15 protein-coding genes are annotated in these 16,983 nt (G+C 65.0%); 13 read left to right on the forward strand and 2 right to left on the reverse strand.

Annotation, left to right across the window (positions count from 1 at the left end):
- Positions 1 to 70: 70 nt before the first annotated feature.
- From AC1DJB_RS15640 to AC1DJB_RS15655, 4 genes are all read left to right on the forward strand, one after another.
- Positions 71 to 2,923 carry an FtsK/SpoIIIE family DNA translocase gene (locus tag AC1DJB_RS15640; RefSeq protein ID WP_476910568.1) on the forward strand — a complete coding sequence of 951 codons (2,853 nt, stop codon included), beginning with the start codon at positions 71 to 73 and terminating at the stop codon, positions 2,921 to 2,923.
- Between the two features lie 9 nt (positions 2,924 to 2,932).
- On the forward strand, positions 2,933 to 3,535 hold the full coding sequence (gene pgsA / locus AC1DJB_RS15645; protein ID WP_284989332.1) for a CDP-diacylglycerol--glycerol-3-phosphate 3-phosphatidyltransferase: 603 nt from the start codon (positions 2,933 to 2,935) through the stop codon (positions 3,533 to 3,535).
- On the forward strand, positions 3,532 to 4,035 hold the full coding sequence (locus AC1DJB_RS15650) for a CinA family protein (protein WP_306962853.1): 504 nt from the start codon (positions 3,532 to 3,534) through the stop codon (positions 4,033 to 4,035). Before pgsA ends, AC1DJB_RS15650 begins: the two co-directional genes overlap by 4 nt.
- Positions 4,036 to 4,167: 132 nt before the next feature.
- Positions 4,168 to 4,620: a helix-turn-helix domain-containing protein gene (locus AC1DJB_RS15655; RefSeq protein ID WP_059387810.1), complete on the forward strand. Its 453-nt coding sequence runs from the start codon at positions 4,168 to 4,170 to the stop codon at positions 4,618 to 4,620.
- A gap of 72 nt (positions 4,621 to 4,692) precedes the next feature.
- Here AC1DJB_RS15655 and AC1DJB_RS15660 read toward each other — a convergent pair whose 3' ends face one another.
- Positions 4,693 to 5,190 carry a MarR family winged helix-turn-helix transcriptional regulator gene (locus AC1DJB_RS15660; protein WP_284989330.1) on the reverse strand — a complete coding sequence of 166 codons (498 nt, stop codon included), beginning with the start codon at positions 5,188 to 5,190 and terminating at the stop codon, positions 4,693 to 4,695.
- Between the two features lie 41 nt (positions 5,191 to 5,231).
- Between AC1DJB_RS15660 and AC1DJB_RS15665 the strand changes: the two genes are divergently transcribed.
- From AC1DJB_RS15665 to dapF, 7 genes are all read left to right on the forward strand, one after another.
- Positions 5,232 to 5,471, forward strand: coding sequence for a DUF3046 domain-containing protein (locus AC1DJB_RS15665; protein WP_307053497.1), 240 nt, complete (start codon positions 5,232 to 5,234; stop codon positions 5,469 to 5,471).
- 241 nt (positions 5,472 to 5,712) lie between these two features.
- Positions 5,713 to 6,762 carry a recombinase RecA gene (gene recA / locus AC1DJB_RS15670; protein ID WP_059387807.1) on the forward strand — a complete coding sequence of 350 codons (1,050 nt, stop codon included), beginning with the start codon at positions 5,713 to 5,715 and terminating at the stop codon, positions 6,760 to 6,762.
- 64 nt (positions 6,763 to 6,826) lie between these two features.
- Entirely contained in the window at positions 6,827 to 7,417 is a 591-nt protein-coding gene (locus tag AC1DJB_RS15675) for a regulatory protein RecX (protein ID WP_307053496.1), read from the forward strand.
- A gap of 128 nt (positions 7,418 to 7,545) precedes the next feature.
- Positions 7,546 to 8,787 (forward strand): aggregation-promoting factor C-terminal-like domain-containing protein, encoded by a 1,242-nt coding sequence (locus AC1DJB_RS15680; RefSeq protein ID WP_306962858.1) that lies wholly within the window; start codon positions 7,546 to 7,548, stop codon positions 8,785 to 8,787.
- 22 nt (positions 8,788 to 8,809) lie between these two features.
- Entirely contained in the window at positions 8,810 to 10,405 is a 1,596-nt protein-coding gene (gene miaB, locus AC1DJB_RS15685) for a tRNA (N6-isopentenyl adenosine(37)-C2)-methylthiotransferase MiaB (protein WP_441433222.1), read from the forward strand.
- Between the two features lie 6 nt (positions 10,406 to 10,411).
- On the forward strand, positions 10,412 to 11,353 hold the full coding sequence (gene miaA / locus AC1DJB_RS15690) for a tRNA (adenosine(37)-N6)-dimethylallyltransferase MiaA (RefSeq protein ID WP_476910569.1): 942 nt from the start codon (positions 10,412 to 10,414) through the stop codon (positions 11,351 to 11,353).
- A gap of 31 nt (positions 11,354 to 11,384) precedes the next feature.
- A complete protein-coding gene (dapF, locus tag AC1DJB_RS15695; protein WP_476910570.1) occupies positions 11,385 to 12,353 on the forward strand; it encodes a diaminopimelate epimerase in 969 nt (322 codons plus the stop codon).
- Here the strand turns inward: dapF and AC1DJB_RS15700 are convergent.
- Positions 12,334 to 12,948 (reverse strand): class I SAM-dependent methyltransferase, encoded by a 615-nt coding sequence (locus tag AC1DJB_RS15700; RefSeq protein WP_059387802.1) that lies wholly within the window; start codon positions 12,946 to 12,948, stop codon positions 12,334 to 12,336. The two genes, dapF and AC1DJB_RS15700, sit on opposite strands and share 20 nt — an antisense overlap.
- A gap of 402 nt (positions 12,949 to 13,350) precedes the next feature.
- Between AC1DJB_RS15700 and hflX the strand changes: the two genes are divergently transcribed.
- Positions 13,351 to 14,913: a GTPase HflX gene (gene hflX / locus AC1DJB_RS15705; protein WP_284753588.1), complete on the forward strand. Its 1,563-nt coding sequence runs from the start codon at positions 13,351 to 13,353 to the stop codon at positions 14,911 to 14,913.
- On the forward strand, positions 14,906 to 16,969 hold the full coding sequence (locus AC1DJB_RS15710) for an ATP-dependent DNA helicase (RefSeq protein ID WP_476910571.1): 2,064 nt from the start codon (positions 14,906 to 14,908) through the stop codon (positions 16,967 to 16,969). Before hflX ends, AC1DJB_RS15710 begins: the two co-directional genes overlap by 8 nt.
- Positions 16,970 to 16,983: the final 14 nt, after the last annotated feature.

Consider the following 16,983-nt stretch of genomic DNA (forward strand, 5'->3'; position numbering starts at 1 on the left):
GGGGCAACATGGCTCCTCCGTTCCCCTGAAATCCGCGGCTTTCCGGACGGCTTGGGGTAGCGTGGCCGATATGGCGACTCGTACTACCTCCGCGCCTAGAGGCAGCTCCAACAGCAAAACCAGCGGCTCGGGCAGCGGCCGGACCCCGGCCAAGACCGGCAGGAGCAGCACAGGCGCGGCCCGCGGCAAGCAGGCCGCCGTCGTCGAACCCCAACAGCCCTGGATCCTGCGTGCGCTGGCGGGCGTCTGGCTGGGAATCGGGCACGTGGTGGGTGCGGGGGTCCGCCGGATCGGCCATGACGTCAGTGACCTTGATCCCGCCGACCGCCGGGACGGCGCCGCGCTCTTCAACCTGGCTCTCGGTGTCTTCATAGCAACCTTCGCCTGGTGGGGCTTCAAAGGCTGGTTCCCGGACGTTGTCTACAGCATCGTGAACGGAACCTTCGGTTGGGTGTCCTTGCTCCTGCCGCTCATGCTTTTTGTCTGCGCCTTCCGGCTCTTCCGGCAGCCATGGGACAGCCGGGGCAACAACCGCGTGGGCATCGGTTTCCTGATCATGACATTCGCCGGAACCGGCTTGGCCCACATCATCGGGGGCCAGCCGACCGTCGCCGACGGCTTCGATGGCCTCCGGCGTGCGGGCGGGATGCTCGGTTTCCTCGCGGCATCGCCTCTTGCCGCCATCCACCCTGCCGTACCCGTCCTGGTCTACGGTGCCTTGGCGTTCGTCTCCCTCCTGATTGTCACGGCCACGCCCTTCGGCGCCATTCCCCGGCGTATCCGGGGCGCCTACGAGCACCTCATGGGCGTCGATCTCGTGGATGCCGGCGCGCAGCACGACGATTCCCACGACCGCAGCTACCTTTACGAAAACGAGGCGGCCGTTGAGCCAAAGAAGAAGCGCCGGAAGCGCTTCTTCGGCAAGGACCACGACGACGACCCCACACTCGAGGGCTATGTGGGCGACGAAGCCTTCGAGCACGCAATCGTCGACGACGATGCCCCTCCCGCGAAGGGCGGGCCCGCCGTGCCGCCGGGCGTGCGCAGGCCGACCCAGGCTGAAATCGCCGTCGAGAAGATCAAAGCCGCCCAGGGACTCGGAAGCGCGAAGGCGGTTGCGGACAACGCCACCGAAGCGATCCCCTTGGTCGCGCCGGCCGCCGCCGTTCCACCGGTCATCGTGCCTTCGGCACCGGTCAGTCCACCACCGCCCCCGACGCCGATCCCGCAGCGCACCGAACAACTTTCGCTCGCCGGGGACGTCACGTACACGCTGCCGTCCTCCGACAACCTGACTCCGGGCTCCATCCCGAAGGAACGCACGGAAGCGAACGACGCCGTCGTGGCCGCCTTGACGGACACGATGCAGCAGTTCAACGTGGACGCCACTGTCACCGGATTCAGCCGCGGACCCACCGTGACCCGCTACGAGATCGAACTTGCTCCCGGCACCAAAGTGGAGCGCGTCACTGCCTTGTCCAAGAACATCTCCTACGCCGTGGCATCGAGTGATGTCCGTATCCTCAGCCCTATTCCGGGCAAGTCGGCCATCGGCATCGAGATCCCCAACACGGACCGCGAGACCGTGTCCCTCGGCGATGTCCTGCGCAGCCAGAACGCCAGGCGGACAGACCACCCCATGGTGATGGGCGTCGGCAAGGACGTCGAGGGCGGCTACGTCGTCGCGAACCTCGCCAAAATGCCGCACTTGCTCGTGGCCGGTGCCACAGGTGCCGGTAAGTCGTCGTTCGTGAACTCCATGATCACGTCGATCCTGATGCGTGCCACACCCGATGAGGTCCGCATGGTCATGGTGGACCCCAAGCGCGTGGAACTGACCGCGTATGAGGGCGTTCCGCACCTCATCACGCCCATCATCACCAACCCCAAAAAGGCCGCCGAGGCACTTCAGTGGGTGGTGCGCGAAATGGACGCCCGCTACGACGACCTCGCCAACTACGGCTTCAAGCACATCGACGACTTCAACAAGGCGGTCCGCGCCGGCAAGGTTCTGCCGCCGGTCGACTCCAAGCGCGTCATCAAGCCGTACCCGTACTTGCTGGTGATCGTGGACGAGCTCGCCGACCTCATGATGGTGGCCCCGCGCGACGTCGAAGACTCGATTGTCCGCATCACCCAACTGGCCCGTGCTGCCGGCATCCACCTGGTCCTCGCCACCCAGCGTCCGTCCGTTGACGTCGTCACCGGCCTGATCAAGGCCAACGTCCCTTCGCGTATGGCGTTCGCAACGTCCTCCGTCACCGACTCCCGCGTGGTCCTGGACCAGCCCGGCGCGGAAAAACTCATTGGCCAGGGTGACGCCCTCTTCCTGCCGATGGGCGCTTCCAAGGCGATGCGCGTGCAGGGCGCCTGGGTCACCGAGTCCGAAATCCACCGCGTGGTGGAACACGTCAAAGGCCAACTCAAGGCTGTCTACCGTGACGACGTCGCACCCGAGGCGCAGAAGAAGCAGATCGACGACGACATCGGAGACGACCTCGAGGTCCTGCTCCAGGCCACCGAACTGGTGGTCACCACGCAGTTCGGCTCAACCTCGATGCTGCAGCGCAAGCTCCGCGTCGGCTTCGCCAAGGCCGGCCGCCTCATGGACCTGCTCGAGTCGCGCGGCGTCGTGGGCCCGTCCGAAGGTTCCAAGGCCCGCGATGTCCTGGTCAAGCCCGACGACCTCGCTCCCGTGCTGGCAGCCATGAAGGGGCAGGATGCTCCGGCTATCCCCGACGCGCACACCGCGGCGCTGAGCGACAACGCGAACGCGAACATCGCCGTCGGCGGCTACGCCGAGGACTTGGTCGCCGCCGATCTCGAACGCCGCAAGCAGGCCACGGAGTACCACGACGGAGCAGATGGCCTCGATGACGAGGACGACGGCGGCGAAGACGCCTGGTCATTGACCGGACGGTAGCCTAGAGGGGTGACTACATCCGACGGCAGCAAAGCCGGTTCCAGCAGCTCCGATATCTGGAACCTGCCCAACATCCTGACGATGCTTCGAATTGTCCTCGTCCCGTTCTTCGTGTGGTTCCTCTTGGCGGACAACAGCCAGCACGGCATTTGGCGCTGGGCCGCCGTTGTGGCCTTCGCTGTGGCGATCTATACGGACAAGCTCGACGGCGACATCGCCCGGAGCCGCAACCTCGTCACCAACTTCGGCAAGATCGCGGACCCGATTGCCGACAAGCTGCTGATCGGATCGGCACTCGTTCTCCTCTCGGCGCTGGGGGAGCTGCCGTGGTGGATCACGATCCTCATCCTCGTGCGCGAATGGGGCATCACCGCCTTGCGCTTCTTCGTCATCCGCTATGGCGTGATGCCGGCCTCGCGGGGCGGCAAGCTAAAGACCGTCATCCAGACCGTCGCGATCTTCCTCTACATCCTGCCGCTGAATTCCTTCGCGCCGTGGCTCGTCAGCGTGGCATTCTGGGTCATGATCGTCGCACTCGCCATTACAGTGTGGACCGGCGCCGAATATGTGATCGAAGCCGCAAAGCTTCGCTCGGCGGGCAAGCGCGCATGAGCCCCACCGCTGATGAGGCGGCTGCGTCCGCCGTCGCCCTCGCCATCGAGCGGGGCGTTACCGTGGCTACCGCAGAATCCCTGACAGCCGGAATGGTTGCAGCCACCCTCGCCGATACTCCCGGCGCGTCAGGCATGCTCCAGGGCGGGGTGGTCGCCTATCAGAATGCCGTCAAGGCCGGAATCCTGGGGGTCTCCGAGGAGTTGCTGTCCGCCGTCGGATCCGTCGACGCCGGAGTGGCGGCGGCCATGGCCGACGGTGCCAGGCGCGCGTGCGGGGCCGACGTCGGGGTCTCCACGACGGGGGTTGCGGGACCTTTGCCGCATGACGGGAAGCCGGTTGGCACCGTCTTCATTGGCGTCGCCACGCAGGGCGGAGCTGCGGCCCATGCCTACTCCTTTCGGGGAGATCGCCCAAGTATCCGTGCGCAGGCGACCGCGGCCGCACTGGAGCGCTTGTTGGAGTGCCTTGTCCATGCCGACTTACCGCACGTAAAGTAGCCGGGAACAAAAACAGCGGCCCAATAGTTGTTACATTGTGTCGCCCCGGAATGGCCGGGGCGCCTAGGATGTAAAAAACAACCGGTGCACCCGCAAGGTGAACCGGCCTCACGAGGGAGCAAGGCGATACAGATGGTTAAGCAGCCCGTATCCATAAACGGCGTTGTCCGCTGGAAGGATGTGGGCTTGGCCGAGAAGGCACCGAGCGAACAGAAGGAGCGCAAAATGGTTGTACTGCGTCACGAAATTGGTGATGTCCTGCGCGATGTCCGCCAGCGCCAGGGCCGTACGCTCCGCGAAGTCTCGCACAGCGCCCGCGTTTCCCTTGGCTACCTGAGCGAAGTTGAACGCGGCCAGAAGGAAGCATCCTCAGAGCTGCTGTCCTCGATCTGCTCGGCCCTGGACGTTCCGTTGTCCGGCATGCTCCGCGAGGTCAGTGACCGGGTTGCCGTCGCCGAAGGCGTCGCTGTTCCGGACACCGTCCCGCAGGAATTCGCCCAGCGCTATGGCCGCGATCTCGATCGCGAGCTCAGCGCCGAACTGAACGACGACTTCACCCAGGGCATGCTCTCCGGAGCCCGCTAGGCGGACCTGAAGTAAAGAAGGAGGGCCTCCAGCTGGAGGCCCTCCTTCTTGGGCTTTTGTGGCCTGGCGAGGTCAGTCCTTGCCGATACCTTCGCCATACGCGGCGTTGAGCCGTTCAATGTAGTCAGCAAGCGTCTGGATTTCTTCCAGCGGCCATTCACCCAGGCGTTCCCGGAACACCTGCCGGCGTGCGTCCTGGACCTGGTGCATCTTTTCTTCGCCCTTGGGGGTGAGCCGGATGGATTGTGCGCGGCCATCCTGAGGGTCGGCCTCTTTGTAGACCATGCCGATGCTTTCCAGGAACGCGATCTGGCGGCTCACCGATGGCTTCCCGACGCCGATGCACGAGGCGAGCTCCGTGAGGCGGATTGGCCCCTCTTTCCGGATGATCGTCAGCAGTCCGTAGGCGGCTGGTTCCATGTCGGGATGGACCTGGCGGGACAACTGGTGGGACAGCGATCGTGCGCGTCGCCAGAACATGCTCAGCTGGTGTTCCACCTGCTGGAGGGCGGCGTCGACGTTGTCGCCAACCTCCACCATCTCTGGCGCGTCGTCGGGAGTGTTGCTCATGACAACCATTCTAGAGTCCGCTCCCATGAGAGACTCTATTGGTGCGGATCAGTGACTTCTGGCGGCTGATGGACGATGAATTCGGGGCTGGCTACTCCCGGGTCCTCAGCAGCTCCCTTGTATTGGCCGGCGTCGGCGGACGGACGGCAGACGACGCCTTGGCAGCGGGCTACAGCCCCCGCGACGTCTGGCTTGCCCTGTGCGACGTCCAGGACGTTCCCCAGGAGCGACGGCTCGGCAGGGACATCAAGCCCGCCGACAAGGGTTCCCGGACGTTCTGAGTTCCCGTTCCTGAACGGACACGCCCACAAATTTGTTCGAATATCTGTTCGGATGAGGCTATGCTCCTATCAGAGGAAAATTGGTCCTGACGGAGCGGTTTCCGTGTCATTCGAAGCCCGTAGTTGTCCACATAGACGAAGTCGCACACAAAATTGTCAGCGGCTCGTACTAGCGTCGGATGAGACAGGAAAGCGGCCGTTCAGGCCAGTCCACAGCGAGAAAGCATCAGAGGTGTGAACCATGGCGGCAAACCAGGATCGTGAGAAGGCGCTCGAGGCAGCGCTTGCCCAAATCGACAAGCAATTCGGCAAGGGCTCCATCATGCGCTTGGGTGACGATATCCGTGCGCCCATCGAAGTCATTCCCACTGGTTCCATCGCCTTGGACGTCGCCCTGGGAATCGGCGGCCTGCCGCGCGGCCGTATCGTGGAAATCTACGGCCCGGAATCCTCGGGTAAGACCACCGTCGCGCTTCACGCTGTGGCCAACGCCCAGCGCCAGGGCGGCATCGCAGCCTTCATCGACGCCGAGCACGCCCTCGATCCCGAGTACGCGGCGAAACTGGGCGTCGATACCGACGCGCTGCTGGTTTCGCAGCCGGATACCGGTGAGCAGGCCTTGGAGATCATGGACATGCTGATCGGCTCCGGCTCCTTGGATATCGTCGTGATCGACTCCGTCGCCGCATTGGTTCCCCGCGCTGAAATCGAAGGCGAAATGGGCGACTCCCACGTCGGCCTTCAGGCCCGCCTTATGAGCCAGGCCCTGCGTAAGATCACCGGCCGGCTGAGCCAGACCAAGACGACTGCCATCTTCATCAACCAGCTCCGCGAGAAGATCGGCGTTTTCTTCGGTTCCCCGGAGACCACCACCGGTGGCAAGGCCCTGAAGTTCTACGCGTCCATCCGCATCGACGTCCGCCGTATCCAGACGCTGAAGGAAGGCGCGGATTCGGTAGGTAACCGGACCAAGGCCAAGATCGTCAAGAACAAGATGGCTCCGCCCTTCAAGATCGCGGAGTTCGACATCATCTACGGCCAGGGTATTTCCCGCGAGGGCGGCATCATCGACATGGGCGTCGAGCACGGCATCATCAAGAAGTCCGGTTCATGGTTCACTTACGACGGTGACCAGCTGGGCCAGGGCATGGAGAATTCGCGCCGTTTCCTGCGGGACAACCCGGAGTTGGCTGCGGACCTCGAGCGGCTCATCAAGGAGAAGCTTGGCGTCGGAGTAGTCAAGCCTGCCGAAGCCGAAAAATCTCCGAAGCTGAAGGCCGTTGACGGCTAAGCGCCAGGGCCGCTCCCGTTCCTCAAGTTCTTCCCGGTCGTGGGGCCCGTCTGCGGATTCGTCCGTGGCGGCGGACCCTGAGGCCAATCCGGAATCGGTAGCCCGGTCCATTGTTTTGCGGCAACTGACCAACTCGCCCAAGAGCAGGCTTCAGCTTGCCCGCAAACTGGCCGAACGGAACGTGCCGGAGGAGGTGGCCGAAGCCGTGCTGGACCGCTTCGAGGAAGTCCGGCTCATTGATGACGCCGATTTCGCCGAGATGTGGGTCCGCAGCCGTTCCCAGTCGAGGAAACTCGCCCGGGGTGCCTTGAGGCGCGAATTGGCGGACAAAGGCATCGACACGGAAACCGCGGAGCAGGCGCTCGCGCAAGTGAGTGACGACGACGAGCGGAACGCGGCCAGGGATCTGGTCGCACGCCGATTGAGGGCCGGGACGGACCTTTCCGACAGGGCCGAGCGGGACAAGCAAACCCGGCGGCTCGCGTCGATGCTTGCCCGCAAGGGTTACCAGCCATCCACGGCGTTCCGGATTGTCGGCGAGGTCTTGGACGAAACCTTGGCGCAGGAGTCTGGCTCCTATGGCGCCGGAGAGTACGGCGGTGCTGAAGCACACGGTCCTGAAGCAGGCAGTCCTGAAGCAGAGGACATCGGCTAAACGGTGTCTCGGAGAAACTGAGAGCTGCCTGTGAGTATTGTCCCCGGCGGCGGGGTTGGGTGGCTTCTGGGTGCCTGTCGGCTAAGGTTCTGGACTAGTGTTCCGAGTCGGGAGGCAGGTCAGATCCAATGAATCCGTTGTCGTTACGGCTTTCGGCAATCATTGTGCCCTTGCTTGTCGCGTCGCTTCTCCAAGCAGGCCCGGCTTCGGCGGACGACGATGCCCCGCCGTCGGGCTATCCCAGCTGGGCAGAAGTACAGCAAGCCCAAGGGAACGAAGCTGCCGCAAGCGCCGAAGTAGACCGCATCAACCAGTTATTGGCTGGACTTCAGCAGAAATCCGGAGAGCTCGGCGCGGCGGCCATCAAGGCCGGAACTGAGTACGCCAAGGCCCATGACGCACTGCTGCACCAGCAGGCAGTCACCCAGAAACTGGCCGAGGCGTCCCAACAGGCCAAGGCAAAAGCGGATTCCTTGAGAAAGGCCACGTCCTCCCTGGTGGTCCAGGCATACGAGTCGGGCGGCTTCGATCCCGGTCCCTGGTCCCTTGCGAACGCCGCCATCGCGCCGGACAACATTCAAAATTTCGCCTTGCTGAACAGGGTCCTGGATCGTACGGCGAAGCTGCACGATGATGCCCTGAGCGCGTCCCGGGCATCTGCCGCCGCAACCGCCCAGGAACAAGCCGCCCGCGATGTGCTGGCCCAGTTGGACAGCGACGCCGCGGCAAAGGCCCAGGCCGCAGAGTCTGCAAGGCGGGCAGCCGAAGACAGCGTGGCCGCCACGGACGGCCAGCGAAAGACCATGGTGGCCCAACTCGCGTCCTTGACCTCCACTTCTGCCGCTGTCGCACAGAAATATCAAGAAGGCCAGGTTGCGCTTGCCGCGTACCAGGCCGCCCAGGAGGCCAAGAGGGAGGCGGCGCAGCGCAAGGCGATAGCCGACGCAGCGGCAGCCGCAGCGGCCGCCGCCAACAACCAGCAAGCGGTCCAGCCGCCCATCAGCAGTGGAGGAGGCGGCGGCTTCGTAGGCGGGGGTGGCGGTGGCGGGGGAAACGTCGTCAACGACCCCGCCGGCGCACGGCAATACGCGTCCTCCCGGCTCGGCGCCTATGGTTGGGGCCAGGACCAAATGCAGTGCCTGTCCTTGCTGTGGACCCAGGAATCAAGCTGGATGACGGACGCCACCAATCCCAGCAGCGGCGCTTACGGTGTAGCGCAGGCGCTGCCGCCGGACAAGTACTATTCGGCAGGCAGCGACTGGCTCAGCAACTACCGGACCCAGATCGATTGGGGCCTCGGCTATATCCGCGACCGTTACGGTTCGCCCTGCAACGCTTGGCAGCATGAGATGGGCTTCAACTGGTACTAGTCCGAGGGGCTACCCTAGATTGGTGAGTTCCCCTTCTGCAGCACCAGCACCAGCCCCCGTTCAGCAGCCCGCTCCGGGCCCTGTCGTCGATCCGGCACCCGAGCACGCGGCGAAGCGCACCTACCAGGTCCGCACCTTCGGTTGCCAAATGAATGTCCATGATTCCGAGCGCATGGCAGGGCTGCTCGAGGATGCAGGGTACGTGCCGTTCGACGGCGGCGTCGCCGACGTCGTGGTTTTCAACACCTGTGCCGTCCGTGAGAACGCCGACAACAAGCTTTATGGCAACCTCGGGGAACTCAAACAGGTCAAGGCCGCCCATCCTGGAATGCAGATTGCCGTCGGCGGATGCCTTGCGCAAAAGGACCGCGAAACCATCGTGCGCAAGGCGCCGTGGGTGGACGCAGTGTTCGGGACCCACAATGTAGGGGCGCTCCCGGCGTTGCTGGACAGGGCCCGCCACAACAACGAGGCACAGCTGGAAATCCTGGAGTCGCTGGACGTCTTCCCCTCCACCTTGCCGACCAAGCGCGACTCCGTGTACTCGGGCTGGGTTTCCATCTCCGTCGGGTGCAACAACACCTGCACCTTCTGCATCGTGCCGTCGCTCCGCGGCAAGGAGAAGGACCGACGTCCCGGCGAGATCCTCGCTGAAATCCAGGCGTTGGTGGACGACGGCGCCGTCGAGGTGACGCTGCTCGGGCAGAACGTGAACTCCTACGGCGTGGAATTCGGGGACCGTTTGGCTTTCTCCAAACTGCTCCGCGCCTGCGGTGATATCGAAGGCCTCGAGCGTGTCCGTTTCACGAGCCCGCACCCGGCTGCCTTCACCGACGACGTCATCGACGCGATGGCCGAGACCGCCAATGTCATGCCGCAGTTGCACATGCCCCTCCAGTCCGGTTCGGACAAGGTCCTCAAGGACATGCGCCGCTCCTACCGTTCGACCAAGTTCCTGGGGATCCTGGACAAAGTCCGCGACAAGATTCCCCACGCCGCGATCACCACCGATATCATCGTGGGCTTCCCCGGCGAGACGGAAGAGGACTTCCAAGCCACGCTCGACGTCGTCGAGAAGTCACGCTTCGCCTCAGCCTTCACCTTCCAGTACTCCAAGCGCCCGGGCACCCCGGCCGCGGACCTTCCGGACCAGCTGCCCAAGGCCGTTGTCCAGGAACGCTACGAGCGACTGACGGCCCTCCAGGACCGCATCGCAGCCGAGGAGAACGCGAAACAGCTCGGACGCCGGGTCGAGCTCCTTGTCACGGCCCAATCCGGCCGCAAGGCCGAGGAAACGCATCGCCTTTCGGGTCGTTCCCAGGACCAGCGCCTGGTCCACTTCTCCGTGCCGGAAGGCGCAGAGACTCCGCGGCCCGGCGATTTCGTCACCGTGACCATCACCGAGGCCGCTGCCTTCCACCTCGTCTCCGATCCGGAGACGACGGCGGACTACAGCTTGAGGCGCTCCCGTGCCGGCGACGCGTGGGACCGCGCGCAGGCCGATTCCTGCGGCGCTCCAGCCCCGAGTGCCTCGGGCGCAGGGTCCGGCGGCATCGGGTCTTCAGGTTCAAGGGCCGTCTCCCTCGGTATGCCGTCGCTCCCCGTACGACGCGGTTAGCCCGGCATGGCAGCAGTACCGGCCGGGTCAGCTGATCCGAATCCGCCCGTGATCGCCGTCGTCGGCCCCACCGGTTCCGGCAAGTCCGATCTCGCCGTCCACCTCGCCCTCGCGCTCGACGGCGAGGTCATCAACGCCGATGCCATGCAGTTCTACCGTGGAATGGACATCGGCACGGCCAAGATCACCGTCGCCGAACGCAGGGGAGTGCCCCACCACCTCCTGGACACGATGGATGTCACCGAGGAAGCCAGCGTCTCCGCTTTCCAGGCCGACTGCCGCGCCGCCATCCGTGATATCCATGGCCGAGGCAAGCGCGCCATCCTGGTGGGCGGCTCCGGCCTCTACGTCCGCGCAGCCTTGGATGTCCTGGAATTTCCCGGCACGGACCCCGGCGTGCGGCAGCGGCTGGAGCAGGAGCACGAAACCTCCGGCCTTCCAAGCCTCCAGGAACGCCTCCAACGCATCGACCCCGTGTCCGCCGGCAGGCTCGGCGACGCCCGCCGCGTCATCCGCGCGCTGGAAGTCTTCGAGCTCACCGGCCGCCCGTTCAGCTCCTTCATGCCGCAGCGCGAGTATTTCCAGCCAGCCGTGCAGATAGGGCTCGACGTCGACCGCGGAGTGCTGCGCGAGCGTTTGGCCGAGCGCGTGCTGAAGATGGTCGACGCGGGACTTCTTGAAGAGGTCGCGCGGCTGGACGCCGTCGGACTGCGGCAAGGCAAGACGGCATCGCGGGCGCTCGGATACGCGCAGTTCCTGAAGGTCCTCGACGGCGAATCCGACACAGCTGCCGCGGCCGAAGAAACCATCGTGGCCACCCGGCAATTCGCCCGGCGCCAGCTCACGTGGTTCCGGGCGGACCCCCGGATCCACTGGCTGGACTGGCAGGATACGGATTTGGTGGCCAAAGCCGCAGAAATCTGCGCGAGTCCGGCGTCGGTGATTTAGGCGCAACCCCCAGTACAGGTAGCCTTGAGCCATGGATGAAACCCTTGCATTTTCCGCCCCGCAGCCTGCCGCTGCCGGCGGTTCCGTACCCGCCTCCGGTCTTCACGGGCTGGCCTTCTCCAAGGGGCACGGTACGGGCAACGACTTCGTCCTCATTGCGGACACCGAAGACGCGCACCAGATCTCTCCGGAGCAGGTCGCAGCGCTCTGCAACCGCCACCTGGGCATTGGCGGGGACGGGCTCATCCGGGCAGTCCCTTCACGATTCCTGCCCGAAGGCCTCCAGCTGCTCGAGGCGGATTCCGCTGCCGAGTGGTTCATGGACTACCGCAACGGCGACGGCTCGTTGTCCGAAATGTGCGGCAACGGAGTCCGCGTCTTCGTCCAATTCCTGATCGAGCAGGGTCTTGTCACCCTCAACGCCGGTGAATCCCTGACCATCGGAACGCGCGGCGGCATCAAGAAGATTGTCCGGAGCGCTGATGGCTATGCGGTGGACATGGGTCCGTGGGAGTTCATTTTCCCCAAGGATGCCACCAGCAAGGCCATGGACTCCCTCGTGAGCGCCGACGGACTCGAAGTGGCCCGGCCTGCCCTTTCTGTCAGCATGGGCAATCCGCACACTGTGGTGGCGTTGGCCGAACTTTCAGAACTCAAATCCACGCAGCTCTTCAAGGCGCCCGTCGTCGATCCCAAGCCGGCAAACGGCACCAACGTCGAATTCGTGGTTCCCGCTGAGCCCCTCGTCCACGAAGGCGTAGGCAACATCACGATGCGAGTGCACGAACGCGGCGTCGGCGAGACCCAATCGTGCGGCACCGGCGCCTGCGCGGCCGCCGTCGCCATCCGGCACTGGGCCGGGGAAGGTGCTCCCGACACGTGGCGCGTCAACGTGCCGGGCGGCGTCGTCGGCGTGCGGTTCTTCCCCGGAGAAAGCGGCCGCGAACACGTGGAGCTCAGCGGCCCCGCCGTGATTGTCGCTAGCGGGACGCTTTCCTGACCCGCAGGACGCGGAAGGATTTCGACGTGCTTTCCCGGGACACCGCGAAGGAACCATCGAGGGTATCGGCCAGCCAGCGCTGAAGCGAGTCCGCGCCAAGGTTCTTCTGCACCACGAGCCAGGCGTTTCCACCCGGAGCGAGCCGCGGCAGCCAGGTGAGCAGCAGGCTGTGGAGTTCATCCTTGCCGATACGGATGGGCGGGTTTGACCAGATAGTGTCGAACGTCACGGCGGGATCGACCTCGTCGGGCAGGCTCGCGGTGACATTCCCGAGCTCCAGGAGTGCGGCGTTCTCGTTGGTCAAGGTGACGCAGCGTTCGTTGACGTCGACGGCGTGGACCTGAGCGTGCGGCGCCATGAGCCCCATGGTCAACGCAATGGGACCCCAGCCGCAGCCGATGTCCAACAGGTTTCCCTGCGGCGCCGGCGGTGGAACCTCGGAGAGAAGGATCGCGGTTCCCTTGTCGATCCCGTCGGGGCTGAAGATACCGCCCGATGTCTGGAGCCGGCGGGTCGCGCCGGCCAGTTCCACCGTGAGGGGCTTGCGGGTGAACGGCCCCGCGGGCTGTGCGCTGAAATAGTGAGCAGACTCCATAGCTTGCCAGATTAGTTGCCAGCAGCGGGCAAGGGAAACCGCGCACTGCTCCAAACTGCCCCGGCCCGGGCTTGACGAGGTCTGATAGCGTGGTTCGCATGTTCTTGATCTCCGAGTAACCGACTCCGTGTAGCCGGCACCGCCCGCGACGCAGGCCTGCATTATGTGCAGCGCCATTCCGCCTTGGCATGTCCGTTCCAGACGCCGTTCTTGACGCTTGGACACTCAGCAGATCGTCCCCTCCCGCCCCTGGGATCTGTGTTCGCAATCCGCGCAGCCCGTCCGGTTGGAGACCCCAGGCCATCGGCAGAGGCTTGCCAGGCATCAGCCCTGCGCGAATTCCGCGCCGCAAGAGACGAATCGGCACTATTCTGGAAGTGCCGAACCCCCTAAAAGGAGACCATGACCACGCAGAAGAACACCGGACCCGATTCCGACGCCCAGGACATGAGTCCTGAAGAAATCCAGGCTGTCATCGACCGGATTCTCTCCAAGGACGCACCTGCCATAGTTCAGGACCGCGACGAACCCCGGGGCGTGTTTGGCAAAGCCCAGGCAATTTCCCGCTTGGACGAAGAACACAGCATCTACGACGGCGATCAAGAGGACCTGGCCGAACGCCGGGCCCTGCGCCGTACCGCCGGGCTGTCCACGGAACTTGAAGATGTTACCGAGGTCGAATACCGGCAGCTGCGCCTTGAGCGCGTCGTGCTGGCAGGCCTCTGGACCGAAGGCACCCTGGCCGACGCCGAGAATTCCCTGAGGGAGCTCGCCGCCTTGGCCGAAACCGCCGGCTCGGAAGTCTTGGACGGCATCGTCCAGCGCCGCATGAAACCGGACCCCGGCACCTTCCTTGGCTCAGGCAAAGCCATGGAGCTCAAGGACATCGTGATGTCCACAGGAGCCGATACCGTGGTGGTCGACGCCGAACTGGCGCCATCCCAGCGGCGCGGCCTTGAAGACATCGTCAAGGTCAAGGTGGTGGACCGCACCACGTTGATCCTCGACATCTTCGCGCAGCATGCCAAGAGCCGCGAGGGCAAGGCCCAGGTTGAGCTCGCACAGCTCGAATACCTGTTGCCGCGCCTGCGTGGTTGGGGCGATTCCATGTCCCGCCAGGCCGGTGGCCAGGTGGGTGGCGCCGGTGCCGGCATGGGTTCCCGTGGTCCTGGTGAAACCAAGATCGAACTGGACCGCCGCCGAATCCGCACACGCATGGCCAAGCTGCGGCGCGAAATCGCCGCCATGAAGCCATCGCGCGAGACCAAGCGGGCCAACCGCCGTCGTAATGCCGTTCCTTCGGTTGCCATCGCCGGTTACACGAACGCCGGAAAGTCGTCACTGCTCAACCGCCTGACGGATGCCGGTGTCCTCGTGGAGAACGCGTTGTTCGCCACCCTGGATCCGACGGTGCGCAAGGCCCAGACCCCTGACGGAATCGGCTACACGCTCTCGGACACCGTCGGCTTCGTGCGTTCGCTGCCCACCCAGCTCGTGGAGGCTTTCCGCTCCACGCTGGAAGAAGTGGCCGACGCCGATCTGATCCTCCACGTGGTGGACGTTTCGCATCCCGATCCGGAAGGCCAGATCGCGGCCGTCCGCACGGTGTTCAGCGAAGTGGATGCCCGGAAGATCCCGGAGATCATCGTCCTGAACAAGGCGGACGCCGCTGATCCGTTCGTCATTGAGCGGCTCAAGCAAAAAGAGCCACGCCACGTCGTCGTGTCCACCCGCACCGGGCAGGGCATTGCCGAGCTCCTCGGGGCTATCAGCGAGGCTATTCCGCGCCCTGGCGTGCGCCTTGAAGTCCTGATTCCGTACAACCGCGGCGAGCTCATCAACAAGCTGCACAACACCGACGCCGAAATCCTCAGCCTTGAGCATGAGGAGGAAGGCACCCGCGTGGTGGCCATGGTCCACGAGAACCTGGCAGCCGAGTTGGAGTCGTTCGTCAGCAATGGTTGATCCAGAGGCGGGGGAGCGCGGCGAAACCGTGGGGGAACGGACCGCCCTCGAACTCCTGGACAAAGCCGTTGCCGGCATGGGAGGCCAAAACCGCACGGGCCAGCACCAGATGGCCAGGCAGGTGGCGCGGGCGATCGAGACCGGCGAACACCTCCTGGTCCAGGCGGGCACTGGCACTGGCAAGTCCCTTGCGTACCTGATTCCGTTGATTGCGCACTCGATGGAGAGCAACAAGCCCACGCTCGTGTCCACGGCCACCTTGGCCCTGCAGACGCAGATCGTGGGCCGGGATCTGCCCCGGCTCCTGGAAACCATCAATCCGGAGCTGGAGCGCCCGGTCAGCATCGCCCTGGTCAAAGGCCGGGCCAACTATGTCTGCCGGCACAAGCTGGAGGGCGGGTTCCCCAGCGAGGAACCGGCTGAGGGGCAGCTGTTCTCCCTTGGCGAGGACACCAGCGTTCCGCATCTGGCCGCAGCCATCGGCGGGCCTGCCTCGCAGCTTGGCAAGGAAGTCGTGCGGCTGCGTGAATGGGCGGCGAAGACCACGACGGGGGACCGCGACGAACTCATGCCGGGCGTGACGGACCGGGCCTGGCGCCAGGTATCCGTCACGTCCATGGAGTGCCTCGGAGCGCAAAAGTGTCCGATGGCCGAGGAGTGCTTCAGCGAGCTCGCCCGCCACCGCGCCGCGGAGTCCGACGTCGTGGTCACCAACCACGCGATGCTCGCCGTCAGTGCCTTTGAAGGGCTGGCCGTCCTGCCCGAATACGACGTCGTGGTGGTGGACGAAGCACACGAGCTCCAGGACCGTGTGACCGGTGCCGTGTCCGGGCAGCTGTCCGTGGCGATGATCCATGCCGCTGCCTCCAGCGCCCGCAAACACACGGCCATCACCGTGGACGCGCTGAACGCCGCCGCGGATCGCTTGGAACTGGCGATCATGGGAGCGCCGTCCGGCCTCTTGCCCAACGGGCTCAATGACGAACAACTTGATGGCGTGGACCAGCTCCGGGAAGCGTGCCGTGCGGCGCTTTCCGATTCGAAGGGGGATTCGTCCAACGCGGTCGACGGCGGACGTCAGCTCGCGCGCTCACGGCTCATGCTGATCCTCGAGTTGTGCGAACGGCTGCTCTCCGCCCGGGAAAACAGGGAAGTCGTGTGGCTCTCCCGGAACAGCAGCTTCGATCCCCAGCAGGGCTACACGGCCCCCGACGAGGACTCGCCGGCGCTCATCAACATCGCGCCGCTCAGCGTCGCCGGACGCCTCCGCGAAGGGCTCTTCGCGGGCCATACCGTGGTGTTGACCTCTGCCACTTTGGCTATCGGGTCTGCATTCGAGGCCACAGCCGGAGGGCTGGGCTTGACTGGCCAGGGCGCCCCCAGCTGGACGGGCGTGGATGTCGGCTCGCCCTTCGACTACCCGAAGCAGGGCATGCTGTACGTCGCCAAGCACCTGCCCAAGCCGGGTCGCGGCACCTCGCCCGAAGCGTTGGACGAACTTGAAGAGCTCATCAAGGCCTCGCACGGCGGAGCTTTGTGCCTGTTCTCTTCCCGTCGTGCGGCTGAGGACGCCGCGGAAGCGATGCGGTCGCGCCTGGATGTGGACATCCTGTGCCAGGGAGAATCGACCATGGCCGCGCTGGTCAGGCAGTTTGCCGAGGAGGAGGACACCTGCCTGTTCGGCACCATGTCCCTCTGGCAGGGCGTCGACGTTCCCGGCGGTTCATGCCGGCTGGTCGTGATTGACCGGATCCCGTTCCCTCGCCCGGACGATCCCCTGATGACGGCACGGTCCCGCGCGGTCGCCCAGGCCGGGGGCAACGGTTTCATGGCAGTGTCTGCAACGCACGCGGCCATTCGGCTGGCACAAGGGGCCGGCCGCCTCATCCGTTCAACGGGGGACAAGGGCGTCGTGGCAGTACTGGATTCACGGCTTTCGACGGAGCGCTACGGCAACTTCCTCAGGGCAGCGTTGCCGCCCTTCTGGCCCACCACGGACCGTTCAGTGGTGCGCGGTGCCCTCGAACGTCTTTACGCCGAGTCGGCCACGGCCTAAGGCAGGGGCCCTGG

It is taken from the genome of Arthrobacter sp. 01T428 (genome assembly GCF_056398685.1).

Bases quoted from the DNA above. Each gene is read 5' to 3' on its own strand.
- AC1DJB_RS15660 (WP_284989330.1), bottom strand. From the start codon at position 5,190: ATGAGCAACACTCCCGACGACGCGCCAGAGATGGTGGAGGTTGGCGAC.
- AC1DJB_RS15655 (WP_059387810.1), top strand. From the start codon at position 4,168: ATGGTTAAGCAGCCCGTATCCATAAACGGCGTTGTCCGCTGGAAGGAT.
- AC1DJB_RS15640 (WP_476910568.1), top strand. From the start codon at position 71: ATGGCGACTCGTACTACCTCCGCGCCTAGAGGCAGCTCCAACAGCAAA.
- miaA (WP_476910569.1), top strand. From the start codon at position 10,412: ATGGCAGCAGTACCGGCCGGGTCAGCTGATCCGAATCCGCCCGTGATC.
- AC1DJB_RS15710 (WP_476910571.1), top strand. From the start codon at position 14,906: ATGGTTGATCCAGAGGCGGGGGAGCGCGGCGAAACCGTGGGGGAACGG.
- recA (WP_059387807.1), top strand. From the start codon at position 5,713: ATGGCGGCAAACCAGGATCGTGAGAAGGCGCTCGAGGCAGCGCTTGCC.
- AC1DJB_RS15700 (WP_059387802.1), bottom strand. From the start codon at position 12,948: ATGGAGTCTGCTCACTATTTCAGCGCACAGCCCGCGGGGCCGTTCACC.
- AC1DJB_RS15650 (WP_306962853.1), top strand. From the start codon at position 3,532: ATGAGCCCCACCGCTGATGAGGCGGCTGCGTCCGCCGTCGCCCTCGCC.
- AC1DJB_RS15680 (WP_306962858.1), top strand. From the start codon at position 7,546: ATGAATCCGTTGTCGTTACGGCTTTCGGCAATCATTGTGCCCTTGCTT.
- hflX (WP_284753588.1), top strand. From the start codon at position 13,351: ATGACCACGCAGAAGAACACCGGACCCGATTCCGACGCCCAGGACATG.
- dapF (WP_476910570.1), top strand. From the start codon at position 11,385: ATGGATGAAACCCTTGCATTTTCCGCCCCGCAGCCTGCCGCTGCCGGC.